The sequence below is a fragment of the Photobacterium indicum genome (assembly GCF_003026215.1).
In the GTDB taxonomy this organism is placed as follows: Bacteria; Pseudomonadota; Gammaproteobacteria; order Enterobacterales; family Vibrionaceae; genus Photobacterium; species Photobacterium indicum.
In genome coordinates this window covers 295282-317795 of sequence record NZ_PYOC01000005.1, presented here as the reverse complement: position 1 = coordinate 317795, position 22514 = coordinate 295282, and the positions used below count along the sequence as shown (strand labels likewise).

17 protein-coding genes are annotated in these 22514 nt (G+C 40.2%); 8 read left to right on the top strand and 9 right to left on the bottom strand.

The window, feature by feature from the left end; all coding sequences use genetic code 11:
- Positions 1 to 4 precede the first annotated feature (4 nt).
- Both C9J47_RS16010 and C9J47_RS16005 read left to right on the top strand, forming a co-directional pair.
- Complete coding sequence (locus tag C9J47_RS16010) at positions 5 to 1948, top strand: bifunctional diguanylate cyclase/phosphodiesterase (protein ID WP_107254403.1); 1944 nt, start codon at positions 5 to 7, stop codon at positions 1946 to 1948.
- Positions 1945 to 4071, top strand: coding sequence for a type I secretion system permease/ATPase (locus C9J47_RS16005; protein ID WP_006229283.1), 2127 nt, complete (start codon positions 1945 to 1947; stop codon positions 4069 to 4071). The genes C9J47_RS16010 and C9J47_RS16005 overlap by 4 nt, the downstream gene beginning before the upstream one ends.
- Positions 4072 to 4247: 176 nt before the next feature.
- Here the strand turns inward: C9J47_RS16005 and C9J47_RS16000 are convergent, their stop codons facing one another.
- The 3 genes from C9J47_RS16000 to C9J47_RS15990 all read right to left on the bottom strand — a co-directional run bounded on the left by C9J47_RS16000 (position 4248) and on the right by C9J47_RS15990 (position 7375).
- Positions 4248 to 6191: a monovalent cation:proton antiporter-2 (CPA2) family protein gene (locus tag C9J47_RS16000; RefSeq protein ID WP_107254402.1), complete on the bottom strand. Its 1944-nt coding sequence runs from the start codon at positions 6189 to 6191 to the stop codon at positions 4248 to 4250.
- Positions 6188 to 6811 carry an NAD(P)H-dependent oxidoreductase gene (locus tag C9J47_RS15995; protein WP_006229281.1) on the bottom strand — a complete coding sequence of 208 codons (624 nt, stop codon included), beginning with the start codon at positions 6809 to 6811 and terminating at the stop codon, positions 6188 to 6190. The genes C9J47_RS16000 and C9J47_RS15995 overlap by 4 nt, the downstream gene beginning before the upstream one ends.
- Before the next feature lie 168 nt (positions 6812 to 6979).
- Complete coding sequence (locus C9J47_RS15990) at positions 6980 to 7375, bottom strand: hypothetical protein (protein WP_107254401.1); 396 nt, start codon at positions 7373 to 7375, stop codon at positions 6980 to 6982.
- Positions 7376 to 7682: 307 nt separating this feature from the next.
- Here C9J47_RS15990 and C9J47_RS15985 point away from each other — a divergent pair, with 307 nt between their 5' ends.
- Positions 7683 to 8318 (top strand): DUF1007 family protein, encoded by a 636-nt coding sequence (locus tag C9J47_RS15985; protein WP_107254400.1) that lies wholly within the window; start codon positions 7683 to 7685, stop codon positions 8316 to 8318.
- Between the two features lie 4 nt (positions 8319 to 8322).
- Complete coding sequence (locus C9J47_RS15980; RefSeq protein WP_107254399.1) at positions 8323 to 9450, top strand: nickel/cobalt transporter; 1128 nt, start codon at positions 8323 to 8325, stop codon at positions 9448 to 9450.
- A gap of 145 nt (positions 9451 to 9595) precedes the next feature.
- On the opposite strand, the gene C9J47_RS15975 is transcribed toward C9J47_RS15980, so the two are convergent.
- The 4 genes from C9J47_RS15975 to C9J47_RS15960 all read right to left on the bottom strand — a co-directional run bounded on the left by C9J47_RS15975 (position 9596) and on the right by C9J47_RS15960 (position 15047).
- A complete protein-coding gene (locus tag C9J47_RS15975; RefSeq protein WP_107254398.1) occupies positions 9596 to 10588 on the bottom strand; it encodes a metal ABC transporter substrate-binding protein in 993 nt (330 codons plus the stop codon).
- A 16-nt stretch (positions 10589 to 10604) separates the two neighbouring features.
- Positions 10605 to 11471, bottom strand: a complete 867-nt coding sequence (locus tag C9J47_RS15970) for a metal ABC transporter permease (protein WP_006229276.1) — start codon at positions 11469 to 11471, stop codon at positions 10605 to 10607.
- Positions 11468 to 12247 (bottom strand): metal ABC transporter ATP-binding protein, encoded by a 780-nt coding sequence (locus C9J47_RS15965; protein WP_245903497.1) that lies wholly within the window; start codon positions 12245 to 12247, stop codon positions 11468 to 11470. The genes C9J47_RS15970 and C9J47_RS15965 overlap by 4 nt, the downstream gene beginning before the upstream one ends.
- Positions 12248 to 12695: 448 nt before the next feature.
- Positions 12696 to 15047: a glycosyl hydrolase family 18 protein gene (locus C9J47_RS15960; RefSeq protein ID WP_107254396.1), complete on the bottom strand. Its 2352-nt coding sequence runs from the start codon at positions 15045 to 15047 to the stop codon at positions 12696 to 12698.
- A 504-nt stretch (positions 15048 to 15551) separates the two neighbouring features.
- On the opposite strand from C9J47_RS15960, the gene C9J47_RS15955 reads away from it, so the two are divergent.
- Complete coding sequence (locus C9J47_RS15955; RefSeq protein WP_107254395.1) at positions 15552 to 17033, top strand: FMN-binding glutamate synthase family protein; 1482 nt, start codon at positions 15552 to 15554, stop codon at positions 17031 to 17033.
- A gap of 101 nt (positions 17034 to 17134) precedes the next feature.
- Here the strand turns inward: C9J47_RS15955 and C9J47_RS15950 are convergent, their stop codons facing one another.
- Positions 17135 to 17386: a GlsB/YeaQ/YmgE family stress response membrane protein gene (locus C9J47_RS15950; RefSeq protein ID WP_107254394.1), complete on the bottom strand. Its 252-nt coding sequence runs from the start codon at positions 17384 to 17386 to the stop codon at positions 17135 to 17137.
- Positions 17387 to 17575: 189 nt separating this feature from the next.
- On the opposite strand from C9J47_RS15950, the gene C9J47_RS15945 reads away from it, so the two are divergent.
- Positions 17576 to 17860 (top strand): hypothetical protein, encoded by a 285-nt coding sequence (locus C9J47_RS15945; RefSeq protein WP_107254393.1) that lies wholly within the window; start codon positions 17576 to 17578, stop codon positions 17858 to 17860.
- A gap of 100 nt (positions 17861 to 17960) precedes the next feature.
- Here the strand turns inward: C9J47_RS15945 and C9J47_RS15940 are convergent, their stop codons facing one another.
- On the bottom strand, positions 17961 to 20513 hold the full coding sequence (locus tag C9J47_RS15940; protein WP_107254392.1) for a response regulator: 2553 nt from the start codon (positions 20511 to 20513) through the stop codon (positions 17961 to 17963).
- 79 nt (positions 20514 to 20592) lie between these two features.
- Between C9J47_RS15940 and C9J47_RS15935 the strand changes: the two genes are divergently transcribed.
- Positions 20593 to 21351 (top strand): substrate-binding periplasmic protein, encoded by a 759-nt coding sequence (locus tag C9J47_RS15935; RefSeq protein ID WP_107254391.1) that lies wholly within the window; start codon positions 20593 to 20595, stop codon positions 21349 to 21351.
- Between the two features lie 306 nt (positions 21352 to 21657).
- The gene (locus C9J47_RS15930) at positions 21658 to 22236 is read left to right on the top strand and encodes a hypothetical protein (RefSeq protein WP_107254390.1); all 579 of its coding nucleotides are present in this window, start codon (positions 21658 to 21660) and stop codon (positions 22234 to 22236) included.
- Positions 22237 to 22514 lie beyond the last annotated feature (278 nt).

Below are 22514 nucleotides of genomic sequence, written 5' to 3'. Positions count from 1 at the left end.
CACAATGACACTTTATAGACAACTCTTGATATGGATGCTGGTTGTATTTTTTGCGCTTATCACCTCTGTGTTTGTGATTCAATTCAACACAACACGTGACTTTTTACGTGAGCAACAATCAACAGAAATAGATAACGCGATCAGTGCTGTTGGTATGGCGTTGGCCCCCTATCTAGAAGTCAATGACACAATATCTGCAGAATCTGTTATCAACGCCACCTTTGACAGCAGCTTTTACAGCAAAGTGCACTTAAGTATGCTGAATGACAACGGGGAGATTATACGCAGCTACCCGACTCAGGTAACAGGTGTGCCCGACTGGTTTCAAAGCATAATCATCATTGAACCGATCACGCGTTCCACTACACTCACTAGCGGTTGGATGCAATTGGCAAGCCTCACTGTAACCAGCAGCTCGATCTATGCTTACCAGCAACTTTGGCAAGCCAGCTTACAACTCCTGATCGGTTTTACATCCACGTTCTTATTAGGCTTAATATTCCTCGCGTTTATTTTGTCAAAAGTGCTCAAGCCACTAAAGGCGATTCAACTTCGTGCTCGTCAAATGTCGAATAATCAATTTGATGATCCTTTATCTATTCCCAAAATTCGCGAATTAAGTGATGTTGTTGTTGCGTTTAACCATATGAGCGCACAGCTTAAAATCCATTTTGAGCAACAAGCACAAGAAGCCGATAACTTACGTATTAGGGCTTATCAGGATCCAGTTTCAGGGCTGGCAAACCGTAGCTACTTAATGACTCAGCTTAATTCTTGGTTAACATCACCATCAGAAGGCGGCATTGCATTATTGAAAGTTGATTTAATCACAGATGCCTATGCACTCGATGGGTATGAGGCCGGTGACCACCTCGTACAAACACTGTCTGTTCGAATGAAAGAACTCATCAATGATGATTACACTATCGCACGTCTTAACCAATGCGAATTTATGTTACTCGCGCCAAATATCACAGCTGCAGAGCTAAAGATAATTGGCAGCTCATTACTGCACATGACATCTGAACTGCAGAGCGATCCTCTTGATCTTGCTCCAGTTCAAGCGACTGTCGGTTTAGTCATGCGCAACCATGATGACAATATTACATCGCTACTTGCTCAAGCTGACAATGCTTTAATGCAAGCAAAGCAACAACCGCAAGAGCCCCTTGCATTATTTGATGTAAAAGAGCAAAGCGACACCAGTAAACAAACCACTATGGGTAAGCAACAATGGAAAGCATTAGTAGACGAAGCTATTGCTAATAAGTTGTTTAAATTCAACTTTCAAAAAGCAATTGATCATCACCAGAATACCCTCCATCAAGAAGCATTTGCCTACATAAAGAAAGGCAGCCAACATTATTCGGCAGCACAATTCTTAGGTGCAATAGAACAATTAAATGCGGGTACACATATGGATATGCACATCATCGATGAGCTATTCAATATGCTAAATAGCGATAAAAATGTCGGTAACATTGCCGTTAATATTACAAAAAGCAGTGTGAACGACACTGGCTTCATTCGCTGGTTAGCCAATAAAATGCAATCTAATCCACAATTGAAAGAACGCATTATATTTGAGCTTCCTGAAATTTGTTTTATCAAACATAGCGACAATGCAGGGTTATTGTGTGAAATCATCCATCAAAATAACTTCGCCTTTGGTATCGATAATTTTGGACATAATTTCAGTTCGATCGGTTATCTTAATAAGTTTCGTCCGGCTTATGTAAAACTGGATTTTGCATATACTCACCAAATTGAGCATCAAGTCAAAGCTGATGTACTCGCATCAATTACCCGCACAGCGAATAATCTATTAATTACCACCATCGCCACTCGTGTTGAAACAATCAGCCAACAAGAAAAGCTGACCGAACTCATGGTGCGAGGTTTCCAAGGCTATGTGGTAGATAAAATAAATAGCGAGAGAACCGTATGAAAGACCCTCTACTGCAGTCTTTAGTCTATGTTAGCCGCTATTATGGACAGGCTAACTCTCCTGAAGCCTTGGTTGCAGATCTCCCCCTAGCCGATGGTCTTCTTACTCCATTTCTTCTACCTCGTGCGGCCGAAAAAGCAGGTTTACAAGCCAAAGATAGCAAAATTGCACTCAAAGACATCTCACCGTTATTATTCCCTGTCGTCGCACTATTAAAAGGCGGCGATGCATGTGTTGTACTAAGTGTTGATAATGAAAAAGGCGAAGTAGAAGTTGTGCTGGCGCAATCAGATGATAGCCAGCAATGGATAAGCCTTGATGACTTAAACCAGCAATACACTGGTCATTTATTTTTGATGAAAAAACGCTTTCGTTATGATGAGCGTTCACCTGAAATATTAAAAACCCGTGATGGCCACTGGTTTTGGAGTACGCTGTGGGAATCTCGTAATATCTACCGAGATGTTTTCATCGCTTCCATTTTGATCAATATATTTGCTATTTCTGCCCCTCTTTTTACTCGTCTTGTTTACGATAAAATAGTACCTAATCTTGCGTTTGACTCTTTATGGGTACTGGCAATTGGTATCACCATTATTTTTGGCTTTGATTTAGTGCTAAAAGTCATGCGCAGTTACTTCATTGACTTAGCCGGAAAAAAATCAGACTTGTTAATTTCAGCTAAAATATTTAGCCGAGTCATGGGCATTCGAATGGAAGCCAAGCCACCTTCGGTGGGTGCGTTTGCTCGCCATATGCAAGAGTTTGAATCTATAAGAGAATTTTTTACCTCTGCGACCGTTTCATCAATGATTGATTTACCTTTTGCATTGATGTTTCTTCTTATTATTTGGTTTGTTGCAGGCCCTCTAGCACTTGTTCCTTTGGTTGCGGTAACTATTCTGGCTATTTATAGCTTACTCATTCAACGCCCTTTACGCCGAAGTATTGAAGAAGGTTCTCGTCTTTCATCGCAAAAAAATGCGAACTTAATTGAAAGCTTAAGTGGCTTGGAAACCGTGAAACTGTTTGGGGCACAAAATCAGTTTCAATATCGTTGGGAAGAAGCGGTTGCCCACATGGCCAACTGGGGGATCAAATCTCGTCGTCTTACCGACTCGGTTCAAAACACGGCTGGGTTCTTACAGCAATTTGTGTCCGTTGCCATGATCGTATTTGGCGTATATCTCATTGCTGATGGACAGTTAACCATGGGCGGACTCATTGCCGCCACTATGTTAAGCGGACGAGCTGTTGGCCCTATGGTACAACTTTCATTGCTATCAACTCGCTATAATCAAGCAAAATCAGCGATGACAATCATCGAGCAACTCATGCAAATGCCGACAGAACAAGAAGACGGTAAGCGCTACATTCACCGTCCTGTTATCAAAGGTAAAATTGAGTTTAATAAAGTGAGTTTCACTTACCCCAATGCAACCAACGCAGCACTTAAAGACGTGAGCTTCACGATTAATCCGGGTGAAAAGGTAGCCATCATTGGGCGTATTGGTTCTGGAAAAACCACTATTGAACGTTTGATTATGGGCTTATACCAGCCCATCGAAGGATCGGTTCAAATTGATGATACCGATATCAATCAGCTTCATCATATTGATGTACGCCGTAATATTGGCTGTGTACCACAAGATATTACTTTGTTTTTCGGTTCTATTCGCGACAACATCATACTGGGTCGCCCGTTAACGACGGACCAAGAAATTCTGCTTGCAGCAGAACGCGCAGGGGTAACAAGCTTTACGCAGCAAGATGCAGCTGGCTTAGAGAAGCAAGTCGGTGAAGGGGGCGCATCTCTTTCTGGGGGCCAGCGTCAAGCCATTGCTATTGCACGCGCGATTGTTGGAAAACCTCCCGTACTGTTAATGGATGAGCCAACAAGCAGCATGGACAACCGTTCAGAAATGTACATTAAGCATCAATTAAAAAGCTTATCTAAAGACGAAACGCTTATTCTTATCACCCATAAAACCAGTATGTTAGATATCGTTGATCGCTTAATCGTGATGGAACAAGGGCATATTATTGCTGATGGTCCTAAAAATCAGGTGCTTAAACAATTAAGTGAAGGCAACGTTAGTCGAGCAAGGGCAAGCAACGAATAAGCCACATAGCTCAAAGAAAAGAAGCTAGCCATAACTGCCAATGATAAAATAGAAAAATAAACAGTAAGAAGTACTTGAGCAATAAAATAAAAGTGGTGAGTTAAGCGCTATATCCACAGCCCTAATTCACCACTTTTGATTGTTAAGTGCAGTCACTAAACAGAAGATAATTGTTTCTAATCTTCATCGCCCTTTTCTTCTTGTAGTTTCTCGACAACATCCGAGTACCCTTTTGGTGGTGGTGTCCAGCCTCGTTCACTCTTTGCATGTTTGTCACTGCGCTCACCTTTCATCGCTTCCCCTAGAGCTTCTTCTAACTGCATAAAGAGTTCACGATAAGAGGCATTAAACTTGTTCTCTTCCGTGCTTTCTTTCCATGTTTGATAGAGCACTTCTTTGCTTTGCGCTTCTGTTTCGACAAATGCGGCTTTAAGCTGCTCAGCACGGAATGGATGAAAACCAACGTCCTTCAATGCTTGAGTACCTAAAGCCAATGCAGAGCGGTATGTTTCGCTAATCATATAATCAGCCCCTGCACAACGTAGCGCATAATGATGTCCTCGGTCGTAGGCACGCGCCAATATGCGAATATGCGGATAGGTTTTTCTCACATATTTCACCAATTCAACCGCACGCTCTTTATCATCGATAGCCACAATCATAACTTTGGCTTCTTCTATTCCTGATGTGTGCAGCAAATCAGGACGCGTCGCATCACCAAAGAAGCTTTTAATGCCTATACTGCGCATGTTTTCAATCTGACCAACCTCGTGATCGAGTACGACGGTTTTAACCCCATTAGCCACCAGCAAGCGATTAACAATCTGACCAAAACGACCAATACCCGCGATAATTACCGTACCTTGCTCATCAATTACATCGGCCTCTCGTTCGTTTTCTGTTTTCTGGAAACGCGGTAAAATTACCTTGTCGAACAAGATAAATAAGCCCGGTGTTAAAAACATAGACAGAGCTACAACTAATGATAGTGTCTGTGCAATATCAGTTGGCAGCACATGGTTTTGCACGGTATAGCTCAATAGAACAAAACCAAACTCACCCGCTTGTGCCAAGCTAAGAGCAAAAAGCCAACGATCGCTACCTTGCACCTTAAAGATGAATGACAGTACAAGCAACACGGTAGCTTTAATAAGCATAACCGCCAGTGTTAAACCAATTACTGTACCGAACTCACCGAATAACACATTAAAATCAATGCCTGCACCGACTGTGATAAAAAATAACCCCAGTAATAGACCTTTAAACGGCTCAAGGTTAGATTCAAGCTCATGTCTGAATTCGCTATTAGCCAGTACGACACCGGCTAAGAAAGTGCCCAGCGCTGGTGATAACCCAACCAGGCTCATTAAAGCAGCAATACCAATCACCAGCATAAGTGCTGTGGCGGTAAATATCTCTCGTAAGCCTGAACTGGCAACAAAGCGAAATAGTGGACGACTTAAAAAGTGCCCACCAACAACAACGATAACAATCGCAGTAATAACAACAATGGCGTACGCCCACCCCGGAAGCCCTACAACAAGGCTAAGCTCTTCGCTATGTTCAGATGCTGTTTGCACTAGATTTTGCGCTTTTTCTACTAACTCTGGTAACGCCAACAATGGAATTAACGCCAGCATTGGGATAACCGCAATATCTTGGAACAGAAGAACCGAAAATGCAGTACGACCGCCCTCAGTCTTACCTAGCCCTTTCTCATTAAATGTCTGCAATACAATTGCTGTTGAAGACAATGAAAAAATCAAACCAATGGTTAAAGCAACCGTCCAACCAATTCCCATTGCCATGGCAATCGCCATAACTATAAAGGTACTAAGCCCAACCTGTAGCCCTCCTAAGCCAATAAGACGATGACGCATATCCCAAAGCATTCTTGGTTCTAGCTCTAGCCCCACTAAAAACAACATCATCACAACGCCAAATTCAGCAAAGTGTTGAATGGTGGTTGTCTCGCTCCCCACTAAACCAATAACAGGTCCTATTACCACACCTGCAATTAAGTACCCTAATACGGAACCTAACCCTAATCTTTTAGCGATTGGCACTGCAATAACAGCCGCAAATAAATAGATAAATGCCTGAAGAAAATACCCTGTCATGAGTAATCCTTAATAAGTCGTGGAAGATCATGATTTAGCTTTGATAACTCACTTGCGAGTACCAAATCCATCTTATTATCTCGCAAAGCAACGAGAACTTCCTTCCAATCATCGACATGTGCATGAATACGCTTTTCTTCAACAGCAGTACGCGATCCAAATAAAGCAAATGGTGCAAGAAACTGCATACCCGTTAGATCAGCCGTTTGCTCTAAAGGTTGAAGTAATTCTCGAATAGTAAAATGGTTATACCCATCTGAATGATAAGCTTTTTCAGAACCACCAGCGGTTAGTGAGCATAAGAAACTTTTACCATGTAGTGCCGTACCATTTGAACCATAAGCAAAACCATATTCCAATACCAAATCTTGCCACTCTTTTAAAATCGCTGGTGTTGAATACCAGTAGAGTGGAAACATAAAGACAATAACATCGTGATCACGCAAACGTTGCTGTTCGATATCGATGTTAATTCTAAATGTGGGGTACTCACTGTAGAGATCTACCGTTGTTACATTATCAATAGTTTTGGATGCTTCAAACAATGGTGAATTAACTTCTGAACGCGATTGCGATGGGTGCGCAAAAAGGATCAGTATTTTTTTTGGTATGTCAGACATGCTGTCCCTTTGATTTTTGTTTTAATTATTTTTTCTGTTTATAGCTCGATGATTTATACCTTGATACTTAATCGACATATAACATTATCCCTACAGATTAACTTAAGCCACTGATATAAAAATAGAACAGATGAAAGAATTTATGATTAAATTACAATGAGAATATCATTATGGCTCTTTTTTTTCGCTCGTTTTTTGCTCTAAGCTTGTTGCATCCCAATAAATGTAAACAGACTCATTTTTCAATTTAAAGATCACACCATCGACCCCCAGCCCTCTTTGCCTATAAACGGCATTCCCCTTTTGATCTTCATAGTTACCAGGGGTATCCCCTATAGGTGTAAAGCTATAAGTGACCTCATCAGATCGCGTTATCGTTACATGTCCTCGCCGTTGAGAAAATGTACAAGGAAACGAAATAGCTGGCTGTTCACTGCCTTTTATATATATATCGCAACGAGCGGGTGTTTCATCAGCATAAGCCAGCCCATTCAACAAAACGCTTAGCAAGCCCAGTACCTCCCACCGCACTTTGCCCTTAAATACGCTATTTACCGTCTTCATCGTTCAATTCCAAGCTCATTAGACTTTTAAAGTGTATACCCAAGTAACCCTCAAGGTGCAGGATTCAGAGCACCTTGAAGTAACTTGGGCATAGCCGGATAAATGAAATTTAAGGCTCCAAAAAACAAAGCTAGATACACAAGTTGAGATGTTATAACATAACTTAAATTATATTAAGTCAAGTCTATTAGACGCGTTTAAGGGCGTATTAAAGACATATGATAATGACAATAAGAGCCTTAACTTGAATATTTTCATCAATCAATTAACCAGCCTCCTCAAACAACATCGTCACTCAAAAGGAATATTGTCTCGTCTTTTTACTCTGATCTTCTGTGTGCTATTTCCATTCACAGTTCAATCTCATCCTCATTCTTGGATTGATTTAAAAACTGAAATAGAGGGCAGCCAAAATCAAATAACCGGACTTAAAATGTCTTGGACTTTTGATGCAATGACATCCGCTTACATGCTTGATGGTGAAGATTTATCGACTGAAAACAAAGCAAAAACGATGCAGAAAGTCGCAGCCTCTGTAATGCAAAATATGATTGCTGAGCATTACTTTACGTACTTTTATGATGGTGAAACGCCCATCAAGTATTCTTTAGCCAGACGGGGGGTACTCACTCAAAATAGAACAAAACTCACGCTTGATTTTGTTCTCCCACTATCGAAACCCAAAATACTCGATGGAAATCCATTAAAACTACTGATTTTTGAGCCAAGTTATTACGTTGATATGAGCTGGCAAAAAAAAGGAGATATTCAGCTTTCTCCCGATCTTGCTAAACACTGTTCATTGGAGTTAATTGAACCGAATCCAACCTCAGAGCAAATGTCTTATGCAATGTCACTACCTGCCGATGCCGATCCTGATAATGCTCTCGGGCAATTATTCACGCAAACGGTCTTGATTACATGCTCAGAGAATAAAGGATAAATTGATGATGAAAACGCAAACAGCACAACCTTTCTTCTTTTCAAAATACGGAATACTCATTTTAACGAGTTTATTTCTTGGTACTGGATATGTCATCTGGCAAGCTTGGCCTTCACTACTGATTTCAAGCATGCAATGGCAAAAAGACATTAATAATCAACTCAGTGAACTCTTATACGATGCTCAAGCCGACAGCATAGCTGCAGGGTTATCTCTAGCTGGACTTAGCTTTATCTATGGTATGTTACATTCTTTAGGGCCAGGTCATGGGAAGTTGATTGTAAGCACATACTTAGCCACCCACCCCACAAAGATTAAGCTCAGTTTAACCCTCACGGTATTATCAGCATTGTTACAGGCCGTTGTTGCTATTGCACTTGTCTCAACCTTGCTTGCTATCTTTAATTCATCGATGCGTGAAGTAAACAGTGAGGCTAACCGCTTCGTTACTCTGAGTTTTTATACTGTTGTTATATTAGGGCTTGTTATTGTGTGGCGTAATTTACGTACACTTTGGCAATCTTTTCGATTAAACCAATCCCTCAAGAATGCACAACAGCCGCAAACACCTGCCTTCGTATTCAACACAAATAACATTACAGCCATAAAACACATACCAACAAATACGGCCAAGCCTAACGTGATATTACGCTCAGCTCAAAATACGCATACTCTCCCCGACGATCATTTTCACAGTAGTGACTGTGGTTGTGGGCATCAACATTTCGCAGACGCAGAGGTCATCAATAGCGCTTCTTCAATCAAAGAGTATTTGGTGATTATTCTGAGTATAGGCATCCGACCTTGCACGGGTGCCATTATGGTGTTGCTGTTTGCAAATATGGTAGATATGTATTGGCTAGGTGTTGTAAGTGCATTCTTAATGGCCATTGGCACGGCGCTAACAACGTCTATTATCGCAATCATGACGATAACAGGAAGACAGTTAGTTAAGCGTTATCTTAATGAGAATAAACAACAAATAGACCGTGATTCCAAAGACAATAAGAATGCAGAGACTTCACTTCATTTGGCAGGAACAATTGTTCAACTAGCGGGTGGCGTTGCGTTAATCTTGATGGGCGCGGTACTGCTTAGCTCTCAGCCTGTAGGCATGTCGCCCGTATTCTAATTTATCACTTCCATATTATGTAACAGCTAAATAAAAGCCCAAAATCAATTGCTTATTATTAGCAAATAGATATTGGGCTTTTATAACACTCATTAGCAATTAAATACTCATCGAATTGAATGTCAATTAACGTTAAACATAAGCATCAGTGCGATAGTGCTTTCACAATTGTATCCACATTATATTGCATCATTTCAATATAGGTAGGTGCTGGTCCTTCAGAGCTGGATAACGCGTCAGAAAATAGCTTACCACCAATTTTAGCTCCAGTTTCTCGGCTAATTTGCTCAATCATTCGGTTATCGGCAATATTTTCCATAAACACCGCAGTTACATTATCTTCGCGTATTTGCGTAATAATTGCAGCAACATCAGCTGCACTGGCTTCCGATTCAGTACTTGTGCCTTGTGGAGCAATGAAAGTCACATCAAAGTCTCGAGAAAAGTAACCAAAAGCATCGTGTGGCGTTATAACGTTACGCTGTGATTTAGGAATTTTAGTAATTTCAGCATGTAACTGAAGTTCAAGTTTATCAAGCTTTTGAATGTAATGGAGGGCATTCGCTTCATAATCATTGGTGTTTTTAGGATCGACCTTACTTAGCCCCTTTTCAATGTTTCTCACATATATTTTCACATTCGCAATGCTATTCCACGCATGGGGATCAAACTCACCATGATGATGGTGATCATGTTCAGCATGCTCTTCATGATGGCCATTATCGTGCCCAGCATGGTGTTCGTGTTCAACATGATCGCTATCATGAGTATCATGTTCGTCATTATTATGCTCACCTTTCATTGCATCAATTCCATCAGACGCAACCACTTTTTCACCGATAAAATTGGAAGACTCAACCAATCGTGGCATCCAACCTTCAAATTCTAGTCCATTCACCACTAACAACTTTGCATGAGTAACCGCTTTTGCGTCCATAGGGCTTGGGCTATATACATGTGCATCACCATTTGCTTTCACTAATGTTGTTAATGAAATATGCTCGCCACCCACTTGAGAAACTAAATCCCCCAAAATTGAAAAACTAGCAACAACAGGCACTTTTTCTTCAGCCATAGCCGTCGAGCTCATACCTAAACCCAAAGCTATCAATGAAAGCATGAGAGGAGATTTTGACATTTTGTATTCCTTTCCGTTAATACGCAGAACTGTTTTTAAAAAGTAAGCCACCGTGTCGACCAAAAAGTAACGACACAATGTAGATACACCCCATAACAAGTACGATTGCTGGACTTGTTGCAAGGCTGACGTGAAATGAAAGAAAAAGACCGAGATAGCCGCTTATAACGGAGGTAACAAAAGCAATTAGCAGCATTCCTCCTAGCTTTGCAGTCCAAAAACGGGCGACAGCGGCTGGAAGAATCATTAACCCCACAGCCATTAGCGTGCCTAGAGCATGAAAACCTGCGACTAAATTCAGTACAACTAGTAATAAAAAGCCATAGTGAGCGACAGCACTTAGCTTACTGACGGTCTTAAAAAAAGCAGGATCAACGCACTCCATTACCAACGGACGATACAATACCGCCAGCGTGAGCAAAGAAATGGTAGCAATAGATGTTAATAAAATAAGTGCGTCGTTATTCAACGCTAATGTCGAACCAAATAACACATGCAGTAAATCAATATTACTGCCTTTTGCTGAAATAATGAGGACGCCAGACGCGAGCGACAATAAGTAAAAAGCCGCCAAACTAGAGTCTTCTTCCGCATTCGAGTGGCGTGCAACTACCCCAGCTAATATTGCGACAATGCAACCCGCGATAACGCCACCTATGGTCATGGCTGTAACAGAAACGCCAGAGATTAAAAAGCCAATCGCAGCGCCAGGTAATATTGCATGCGACATCGCATCGCCCGTTAGGCTCATCTTTCTTAAGGTAAGAAAAACACCGACAGGCGTTGCACTAGCACTTAATACGATACATCCCCACAATGCGCGTTGCATAAACGAAAATTCAGCGAAGGGTTGAATAAACAATGTATATAAATCTGTAATCATGAGATATTTCGACCATAAAATGGCAGTTCTGTCTGTGATAGAGAATTGACCGAATACTCTGTGTTAAGTGGCGGCATTTCAGATGACAAGTATTGATAACCAGCCTTCGCTAAATTTTCGCCTGTCATTACTGTTTCTGTTGTTCCACTGGCAATCAATTGTGTTGCAATTAGCATTACGTTAGGAAAAAATCGCCTCACTAATGCTAAATCATGAATAACAGCGAGAATGGTTTTGCCTTTACGTTGACAGTCATGAATTACGGTCATTAAATCTTCCGTTGTTTGCGCATCAATCGCATTAAAAGGCTCATCCAATAACAATACATCGGCATCCTGCATTAACATTCGCGCAAATAACATACGTTGAAACTGCCCGCCCGATAATGTACTTATTTGTCGGTCGTCAACACCAATAAGGTTTACCTTACGCAAAGCTTCTTGGAGCAAACGTTGCTCAGTACAACCGAAAGCCCGCCAAAAACTAATACGTTGCCATGATCCTGCCGAAACAAATTCACGTACCGTTATTGGAAATTGACGGTCGATTTGATGACTTTGTGGTAAATAAGCAATATCCTTCAAGCATCGATGACCAAGATCGATACAGCCCGAACTTGGCTTTAGTTGCTGCATAATACTTTTGAGGAGTGTGGACTTGCCTGCTCCATTCGGACCAACGACAGCTATCAATTCCCCTTCTTCAATAAATGCAGAAACCTCATCTAAAGCGAGTGACTCTCGGTAGTGAACACTCAAATTAGTTATATTAATCATAAGGTCACCACTACAATAATTGACTAAGAACAGACCAAAGACAGCAGATAATCGCAACAGCAACACCTAAGCGAAAATTCACACTTCTAAGCAATAATGACGCTGAAGGTTTACTCGAAAGAGCATTAAATATTTCTTTATTACCTTCACATGAATACAATGTTATATCATTACACCCATGGCGTTTAATTGAAGAAAATAAAGAGGATTGGAATTCATGTTTCATGAGTAGTTATAACTTAAGCCAAATGCATAATTACGATTTAGTTATGTTATAACATAACACCAGCCTTATACAAAAGGATATTAGGAAAGATATTAATCACCCACTTTCAAGGTTGAAACAATGTAGGCGGTACAGTGATCTACAAAAAAGCCCTATCAACATGATTAACACGTTGATAAGGCTTACTCTAATTACAATTTACTCAGGTTAGTGGAAACTGTATTAAACTTGCTCCCAAGGGCCACCAGCGTTGCCTGGTTGATCACCTTTCGTCCACCACTTCGCTTTATAAGTCACACCATTGAAGGTTGTTTGATCCCCTGCCGTGTAGGCTTTATCTGCTTTCCACTCACCAGTCGTACCATCGTTAAATTCAACCCAAGCAGAACTTGAATCTGGTTGATCGCCTTTCGTCCACCACTGTGCGGTGTACTTCACACCACCGAACAGAACAGTATCACCTGTATTGTATATTGCGTCAGCATTCCACGTTGTATCCCCACCCGTGCCTGATTCAGCTTTTACATTCACAATAACAGTCGCCACATCAGATGCTTGACCATCATTAACGGTAACCAACACGTCAATTGTGGTATCAACTTGTGTTATAGGCGCTGTAACAGTGATATCGGCACCTGTCGCGGTTACTGCAACCGTACCAACAGATGAAGAATAGGACAGTGTATCGCCGTCTGCATCTTGTGCTGAAACTGAAATCACAACAGTTTTGCCACTGTCGACAGTTACAGAAGCTGGCGTAGTAAGTACTGGCGGCACATTTTCAATGACGCCTGAACCTTTAACATTAACCACAACATCTTTTATCACGCTCTTTCTACCATCACTGACCGATACTGTGACTATCACCTGAGTATCTGTGGCGGTATTAACGGCTTGATAAGTTACCGTCGCTGAACCATTACCATTATCGACAACGGTGGCATTCGTGGCAGTGAAAGACAATGCATCACCATCAGTATCTGTCGCAGAAACAGAGAAACTTACCGTTTGACCAGAATCAACGACCTGTGCTGTTGGCACACTTAATACTGGTGCAGCGTTAGGAACAGTGCCTGCACTAAACACACGATCAATGGCTTCTGCCAAAGGCGAGCTTAATTTAGTACATTCTTTCAGCTTCGTACCATGGCTAATAAATGTGCCTTCACATTTAATATCACCATGCACTTGCCACACTATTACGCCACCAAGATCATTATCAACAATGTATTGGGCTTTTTTCTCGATAGAAGGAACGTCGTCATAGCTTAAGAAATATTTACCTTTCACAGCATAAGGTACTTCTGCGGCTGCATCCCATTTATGTTCCCAACCGCCGGTTTGTAGAATGTAATTATAATTTGGCTGGCCTTCGAATTCTTTCCAGTTATCTAAATCAGCGGAAGATAATGTTGGCCCATCAACACCAAAGTTAACGGTACGTTTTTCTGTTGGTGCCCCAACATACGCTGTGGCTTCAGATGTTTGAACGCCGCGTCCATAGAAGGCTGCACCGAAGTTAATCTTGTTCGATGGGATGCCTTTTTGTGCCATCCATGTTCGCAATGTATCAAGGTTTAACCCTTGGTATTCCTCTTCAGGGTACGGATACAATGGAGCATTGTGGCCCGCAACGTTAGACCAACCACCATTTAAATCGTAGGTCATCATGTTGAAAGAATCCATCGATGCCACAAGACGATTCCAGTCATACCCTTCTAACTTTGCTGTCGATGCAGAAAATGCCGCTGTTAACAATTTATTGGGGCCAATCCGTTCACGAATATCTTCCATTAGCAGTTCAAAGTTAGCATAATCCTCAGGGCTACCCGCAAAATTCATCCCACCAAAACCCGGATATTCCCAGTCGATATCAATGCCATCAAAACCCAATGACATCACTTTATCTATATCAGCAAGAAAACGGGCTTTCTTTACCGGATCGGCCGCCATTTCAGGAAAGTGTTTCGACATACTCCACCCACCCAAAGATGCCATTACCTTCACACCTTTTTGATGGGCAAGATCGATCAAACCTGGTGCCCCACCCGCTTTCTTTAATGGAATAGGGAATTGACCCTGAACATCTGTTGGCACATGTAACCATCCACTTCCACTTTTCACAAACCCTTGTTCTTGTACTTTACGTAGACTGTCAGCCTCCCATGCTTCATTACCAGGATACTGATGAACATACTCGAGCTCCCCCCAAAGAATGTCAAAATCCCAGCTAGAATACACATCAGGGTGTAATAGTGGTCCAGGTTCTTGTACGGCATTTGGTTGGTAAATACTTTTATTACGTAAATCACCACTGTGCAATGAACCGTCTTTTGCAACACCAAAAAAAGAAAAGTTAAGAATAGAGTAGATATCCATATCTACATTTAAATGCGTTGCTTCACCTTTTACACTAAACCCAGCATTTGGTCCTTTCCATGCCTCCCACTGTGTAATATAGCCAATTACATTTTTATCATGCGTTGGCGCTGCGTAAGCGGTAGAGGCTATTCCTGCCATCAACATACCTGTAATAGCACAAGCCATTTTGCTCAGGTTCAATCCCTTTTGCATAGTTATCTCTCCACGTTATGGTCAAAAAAAATATAAATTCGAGTTGCCTTCTTTTTCATGCATGTTTCTTCAGCTTTTTACGTAAAAAAAGAGCATTCTTACCTTCAAAACACAACTGCATTTCTAATTGTTTTGTTTAGGCAATTAAATACCCATTAATTGACAGTCATTTAGTAAGTAAACCAGCTGTACAATTAACGTCCTTTAAGTGTTAACCATGTTTTTTTTATCGCGAATAAATATCATTATTTTTAGACATCACATGAGAACTCAATGCAACAAAGTCGCAACAGCCTTCACTTTATTACGTATTCATTCCATTTATAATTGATTTAGAACCATCAGCACGTCATACCTAAAAAGAATATTTAATATACAAAATAAGTGAAGCCTTATGCTCATAAAATTTTTCTAACGCGCTCCTTTCTTATCGACTAACGTTATTAGATACCTACCCATATAGCATGAATTTATACATGCGATAGGGATATTACGGAGCAATTTATGAGCGACATTATTATCTTTGGTATTAACCTTTTGTCTAGTTTATTCATGTTAACGATTGGGAGTGGTGTTTTATTAATTATTTACTTCTACTTTTCTGATATTAAACAAAATAAACATGCCATTCGCCACAATTATCCGGTAATAGGCCGTTTCCGCTATATTTTAGAAAAACAAGGTGAATTCTTTCGTCAGTACTTCTTCGCAATGGACAGAGAAGAAATGCCCTTTAACCGAGCAGAACGAAGCTGGGTTTATAAAGCAGCAAAAAACGTCGATAGAACAATCGCTTTTGGCTCAACACGTAATCTAGATACAGCGGGTACAATCATGTTCATGAATTGTGCATTTCCTACTCTAGAAGAAGATGCGGTTGCTCCCTCGCCGATTACAATCGGTGAAAATTGCCAACGCCCTTATACAACGAGTTCCATCTTTAATATTTCTGGAATGAGTTTCGGTGCGATATCAAAACCAGCCGTACAAGCCTTATCACACGGAGCACATCTTGCTGGTTGTTGGATGAATACAGGTGAAGGCGGTCTAAGCCCTTACCACCTAGAAGGTAAAGCTGATCTCGTATTTCAAATAGGTACTGCTAAATATGGTGTACGAGGTGAAGACGGAAATTTAAGTGAAGAAAAACTAAGAAACATCGCAGCCCACCCTGAAGTAAAAATGTTTGAAATCAAAATGAGTCAAGGTGCGAAACCGGGAAAAGGCGGAATATTACCAGGTAGAAAAGTGACGGCCGAAATAGCAAAAATAAGAGGAATACCAGAAGGACATGACTCGATAAGCCCTAATGGACACAAAGAAATTAGGAGTGCAGGTGATCTACTCGACATGATCGCATTCATTCGACAAACGACGGGGAAACCTGTTGGTTTTAAAGCTGTAATAGGCTCGATTGATTGGTTTGATGGCCTATTAAATGAAATAGAGCAACGTGGTAAAGATAGCGCGCCTGATTTTATTACAATAGATAGTGCCGATGGCGGCACAGGTGCAGCACCACAACCTTTAATGGATTACGTTGGATTACCCTTAAAAGAAAGCTTACCACTGGTCGTGGAACGTTTGAAAAAACATAACTTAAAAGGAAAAATCAAAGTCATTGCTTCTGGTAAATTGATTACCCCTTCAAAAGTCGCTTGGGCAATTGCATTGGGTGCGGATTTTGTTGTTTCAGCTCGTGGACATATGTTTGCGTTAGGCTGTATTCAAGCACTTCAATGTAACAAAGACACATGCCCTACGGGTATTACAACGCACAATAAACGCTTACAACAAGGTCTTAATGTTCAAGATAAAACCCAGAGAGTCGCAAACTATAATAAATATATTCATTATGGTATAGGGCTTTTAGCTCACTCTTGTGGCGTCACTAACGCACGAGACATCAATAAAAACCATATTCGTATTGTGACTGAAAATGGCTTATCTGTTGCCCTAGATAATCTCTATGAAAATCACCATTAACCATTAACAAAATATCCAAATGCAAACAGGCACTCACTAAGTGCCTGTTAATAGATTAACAACATCGTTAATAGGAATTGGTTGCTTAAATTCCTAAAGACTTATTTACGAATAAACTTGTTATAAACAAACAATAAAACAAATGCCCCAAGGGTCGCCGTTATAATACTACCAAAATTAACACCATCAGCAGAGCCTAATCCAATAAATGAACCCAACCACCCACCCACAAACGCCCCAGCAACACCCAATACAATGGTCATTATCCAACCACCATCATCATCACCAGGCATTAACCATTTAGCCAAAGCCCCCGCTATTAGCCCCAAAATTATCCAAGAAATAAATCCCATATTATTCTTCCACCCAATGAATACGCCTATAAAGCTCGTGAACAATCATTACTCATTATAGGCAGACATTGCTATCTTATTTGAATTTGACTTAACGCTGACAAATCAAAACACCAGCATGCCAAACTTAAGTTGACTCAAATCGGAGTCGTTATAATTTATGACCATACACGTTCCAAGAGACCCAAAATGATCAAGCGCGCAGCTCTATTCCTTACACTTATAACCGCGTCGTTATCCACGTTAGCCGCGCCAGAATTGATACCTCAATCAGAAGCTCAATATGGACAATTAGCGTTAATTGAAACCATCCAAATAACGGGTGATATTAACGATAGCCTAACCAGCTTAGTGGATAGATATCTTGCGCATAAAAGCATCGATTACTATTCAATTAAAGATATATCTGAAGATACCCAAGCTAATACACTAACTATCATCGTGAATTTGTATAAACATGAACACACGGCATAAAACGAGCCAAAGAAACGTTTATACCCAAGTTACCTCAAGGTGCTTTGTCAGGCACAAACTCGAGAATCAGGGCAGGCAACTTGAACTATCATGGGTATAACTAGGTATTTTTCTTTATGGCGTTTTCTTTTTTCGCTAAAAGAACTATAGCCAAATGTTTCTCCAGCACCGCTGATAATACTTTTTTGCTTACCGGTTTAGACACAAAGTCATCCATTCCTGCTTCATAGCATTTATCCTTTTCTTCTTTAACAACATTTGCCGTTAAAGCAATAATAGGAATGTGTGATGCATTTTGTTCAAGATTTCGTATTGCTTTTGTCGCCCCAAAACCATCAAGAACTGGCATCTGACAATCCATAAATATCATATCAAAATCATGTTCTTGATACATATCGACACCAATTTGACCGTTACTTGCAATCATGACTTCAACACCCAACTTTTCAAGCATCATTTTTGCCACTTTTTGGTTCACAACAGCATCTTCAACCACCAAAACTTTCGCTCTTGGTGTTGATGCTTCAGGGTCCAATTCATGGGTTAAAGCAGCAGTTGAATCATTTGTCATTACACCAGATTCTTCAGGTGAGCTTGCTTTTTTGACCTCGGCATTCGACTTCGGTAAGAAATTAATGTTACTCGCTTGAGGCATGTTGGCATGGTGTACTGATTGTAAAAAATTTTCAGGCGTTGTCATTTCAGGTGTCATGACTGGTGATGTTGCATTGCTTAACGCCTGAGATGTCTCTGTACCGTTTAGACTCCGTTTAGAATTTAGAGGAGTCGCAATGACTTCATCTGAAGTCATCTTAATAACGCGCTGAACCGTCCACTTTAGATTGCTTTCTTTATACGGTCTCGATAAGCACGCTAAAATGCCAGCTTGTTTCGCCTTTAGATCATCGCCCATCTGGGGGCCAGCAGAAATCATCATCAAGCGAGGACAATCCAGACCCAATTCTTTAGTCAGTAATTGCGCCAGTTCAAAACCATCAAGGTGTGGCATAATTTTATCAATGATAACTAAATCAAACGGGCTTTTATTCGCAATAGCTTGCTTAACAATATCGATTGTTTGTGTCGCATCGGCACAACAGATCGATTTAGCGCCGAAATTGTTTAACTGAGCAGAAGTGATCCGCATATTCAGCATACTATCATCGACCAGTAAAACGGATATCTCCGATAGTGCTTTACTGTCTTCCAACGAAGCTGATACTAATACATTTTTTTCAAACGTTACCGTAAAGTAAAAGGTGCTCCCCTTATCTACTTCACTGCTTATCTTTATCTCTCCCCCCATCAAATGAACTATTTGACGACAAATCGATAAACCTAGCCCTGTACCACCGTATTTACGCGTAGTACTACCATCAGCTTGTTGAAACTTATCAAACACAGCTTCATACTTATCTGCTGAAACACCAATACCACTGTCTATTACTTCAAATCGTATTGTTGTTTCAGTATCCGTATCTGCTTCTAATTGAGTATGAAGGTGCACATAGCCCGTATGGGTAAATTTAATGGCATTACTCACTAAATTATTCAGTACTTGCCGAAGTTGAGTTGCATCACCAAGCAACATTGGTGGTATGCGTTTATCAATAGAGCATTGGAAGGCAATACTTTTCTCTGATGCTCTTACTAAGAATATAGATTCCACTTCTTTATTCAATTCAAACAAGTTCAGCGATGTATGTTCTAACTCTAAACGCCCTGCTTCAATTTTAGAGAAATCGAGAATGTCATTGATCAAATCAAGTAATGAAAGAGACGATATATTTAACATGTGGATATATTCTTTTTGATCTTTTGGCATTTCCATCTCTTGCAATAAAGATGATAAGCCAATGATCCCATTCATTGGTGTTCTAATTTCGTGGCTCATGTTTGCCAAAAACTCACTTTTCTTACGGTTAGCTTCTTCAGCTTCCTCTCTTGCTAATTCAAGTTCTTCGTAATGATCTCTGATTCGGTTAACAGAACTATTATATGTTTCAGTTAGCGTCGATATTTCATCCTCAAAACGCCTGCCTTTTAAATTAATACGCTGTGGTACTTTGTCATCATCAAAATTACTGACAGCCAAAGACATCAACATAAGTGGCCGTACAACAATACGATACGCAAAATACAAAATGAAAATAGCGAACAAGAAGATTTTGATCGTTTGAGAAATCAATAGAAAAATAAACTTATCAAACAACCCTTGATAAACAGTGTACAGATCAGATTGAACCGTAAGCGTAGCTAACGTGTACTGCCTTTTGCCAACAGTATGTTGCATCTCCCACACTTTTTCATGTTTATATTCTTGTAATTCGCTGCCTAACTGAATAACAGTACCGTCAGAATCTGTAATCGATAGATAATGAATGCTAGGCAAATGCATTATACCTTCAGCCTGCGTCAGTAATAGTTCACGATCTTCCACCCACAAACTCGCGGTAAGGCTTGATAAAAAGCTGCCTTCAATTTGGGTCATTCGTTCATCGATACTCGCTAAATCTTCCTTATAATCACGGTATAAATTCAGCCCTGTAATAATTAAGGTGAACACTGTACTCATAAGTAAGATAAAAAACAGAAGCTGCTTTGCTAATCCGATTTTTTTCTTTTTGTGCGTATTGCGATACGTCTCATTCATCCTTAAACTCGCATCTTATTGTTATTCTACTACCATAATAATAGCCACTTCACAGGGATAGTTAAGATAAGGATGTAAAATGAAAGGATTTTTTTCTATATCAACCGCAATAATGTTAAGTTGTGCCAGTTTTCAAGCATCATCTGAGACAATTAATTATTATGTTATCGCTAAACAAGCCACTCCGTTCCAAATTGAAACACCAGATAAAACACACAAAGGAATAGTGACAGATATTGTAAAAGCGGTATTTAACGGCAGTAAATACGATATCGATTACCATGTTTACCCTTTTAACCGAATGATATCTTTATTAAAACAAGGGGGCGAAGCGAATTGGATAACCTATGGCAGTCCTAATTGGGGAGGCGTTCAAGCCGAAAACCTATCGGAGATGCCTATTTATAATGTTAAGCATTCACTCGTTACAAGTACTAATAACACATTTGACTTCAACTCGATGAAAGATATGGATGAGAAAGTTATCGTTCTTCTTCATGGTTTTAACTACCCGCAACTTGTCCCTTACTTTGACAATGGCAACGTCGAGGAATTGAGAGTTAAAGACTATAAAGCAGCATTTCGTGTCATTAAAAAACTCCCCGGAGAAACGGCTTTTGTTGAGATGCAATCACGCATTAAATACAACCTCAGCCAACAAAATTTAAACACCGACGCCTATCGAATTCAATCCTTCAGTAGTGTAATTCCAGACTATCCAATTTACCTCGCCTTTGATCCAAAAATGGATGCAGATATACAAGCCTTTATCAATGAACGCCTTAAAACATTAAAAAGCACAGGTAAACTCGACGATATAATTCATAACTATATCTAGCGACTAAGACAAAAACCTCCCAAACCTCAGTAAAATAGCTGAGGTTTTTTAATTGACAGTATACCCAAGCTACCTCAAGATGCAGGATTCAGAGTGATCTCAGCGTATTCAATTCAAGGAAAATGTGTGTAGGAATGGCATTCCGCTGGAGTAATACAATAAGTGCCTTGCCTAGAGCCCAACAAATTCTCGCTGAAACGAGCATCTTGGGGTAACTTGGGTATATTACTTAAGTAAGGCATGATGGCTCAGTATCTCGAATAAAGTAATGGTCAAAACGCTGTTTCGGAAGGGGACAAAGAAATAATGACGAATTTCGTTTCATCTAATCCATTGAAAATAAAGTGTAAAACACTATTTTTATTACTGATCCTTCAAACAACACATGTCGCTTATGCTAATCAATATATCTCAGAATTAAAGTTACTCAACTACACCGACTCTTATGGGAATGTGTCTTTAAGAAATGCAAAAAACCTTACTCTGCCAGACCCAATGCTTGTCACTGGTAATCTTGATTTAGAAAATAGTCGTATTCAACGTTTGCCAAAAAAATTGACTGTTACAGGTAGTCTAAATTTAGCTTATAGCGACGTTACCGAACTACCAAGGCTTTTGAATGTGGGTGGACATATAAATCTTGCTCATTCGAAAATAACTAACCTCACAAACGGGTTACAGGTAAAAAGTGATTTAAGTTTAATGGGAACCAAGCTGACCACTCTCCCTCCCTATTTGTATGTTGGTGGCAATTTATACCTGGCAAATACAGCAATAAAAGAACTTTCCACTTTCCTCGTTGTAGAAGGTAATGTTTATTTAGGAGGGGCACCCGTGCAATCTATTCCAGAAAAAGCAACTATTCGCGGTAATATTTACCAGTAATCATATTTAGTCTTATAACTAATAAACATCAAATAAAATAGCAAACGGTTGCGTTGGCTTGGTGAATTTAATATCTCGACGAATTATATTTAAATAAGGCGTTTAGCTAATTTGAAATAATAGATTGGAAGGTTTTAGTTAGCCAGAAACATGATTACTTAATCTTATTGCCTCTGGCTACTCGGGTACTGAAAGCTATCGGGGCACAACTTTCAGTTGATTGGTAATAAGCCAATCTTACGCTCTAATGCGTACTTTCTTACTTAACTTGTGTTTTA

What these genes read in the sequence shown, in the direction of transcription:
- C9J47_RS15945 (WP_107254393.1), top strand. Translation starts at nt 17,576, where the DNA reads ATGATCAAGCGCGCAGCTCTATTCCTTACACTTATAACCGCGTCGTTA.
- C9J47_RS15930 (WP_107254390.1), top strand. Translation starts at nt 21,658, where the DNA reads ATGACGAATTTCGTTTCATCTAATCCATTGAAAATAAAGTGTAAAACA.
- C9J47_RS15995 (WP_006229281.1), bottom strand. Translation starts at nt 6,811, where the DNA reads ATGTCTGACATACCAAAAAAAATACTGATCCTTTTTGCGCACCCATCG.
- C9J47_RS15980 (WP_107254399.1), top strand. Translation starts at nt 8,323, where the DNA reads ATGATGAAAACGCAAACAGCACAACCTTTCTTCTTTTCAAAATACGGA.
- C9J47_RS15965 (WP_245903497.1), bottom strand. Translation starts at nt 12,247, where the DNA reads ATGATTAATATAACTAATTTGAGTGTTCACTACCGAGAGTCACTCGCT.
- C9J47_RS15950 (WP_107254394.1), bottom strand. Translation starts at nt 17,386, where the DNA reads ATGGGATTTATTTCTTGGATAATTTTGGGGCTAATAGCGGGGGCTTTG.
- C9J47_RS16000 (WP_107254402.1), bottom strand. Translation starts at nt 6,191, where the DNA reads ATGACAGGGTATTTTCTTCAGGCATTTATCTATTTATTTGCGGCTGTT.
- C9J47_RS15955 (WP_107254395.1), top strand. Translation starts at nt 15,552, where the DNA reads ATGAGCGACATTATTATCTTTGGTATTAACCTTTTGTCTAGTTTATTC.
- C9J47_RS16005 (WP_006229283.1), top strand. Translation starts at nt 1,945, where the DNA reads ATGAAAGACCCTCTACTGCAGTCTTTAGTCTATGTTAGCCGCTATTAT.
- C9J47_RS15975 (WP_107254398.1), bottom strand. Translation starts at nt 10,588, where the DNA reads ATGTCAAAATCTCCTCTCATGCTTTCATTGATAGCTTTGGGTTTAGGT.
- C9J47_RS16010 (WP_107254403.1), top strand. Translation starts at nt 5, where the DNA reads ATGACACTTTATAGACAACTCTTGATATGGATGCTGGTTGTATTTTTT.
- C9J47_RS15960 (WP_107254396.1), bottom strand. Translation starts at nt 15,047, where the DNA reads ATGCAAAAGGGATTGAACCTGAGCAAAATGGCTTGTGCTATTACAGGT.
- C9J47_RS15935 (WP_107254391.1), top strand. Translation starts at nt 20,593, where the DNA reads ATGAAAGGATTTTTTTCTATATCAACCGCAATAATGTTAAGTTGTGCC.
- C9J47_RS15970 (WP_006229276.1), bottom strand. Translation starts at nt 11,471, where the DNA reads ATGATTACAGATTTATATACATTGTTTATTCAACCCTTCGCTGAATTT.
- C9J47_RS15940 (WP_107254392.1), bottom strand. Translation starts at nt 20,513, where the DNA reads ATGAATGAGACGTATCGCAATACGCACAAAAAGAAAAAAATCGGATTA.
- C9J47_RS15990 (WP_107254401.1), bottom strand. Translation starts at nt 7,375, where the DNA reads ATGAAGACGGTAAATAGCGTATTTAAGGGCAAAGTGCGGTGGGAGGTA.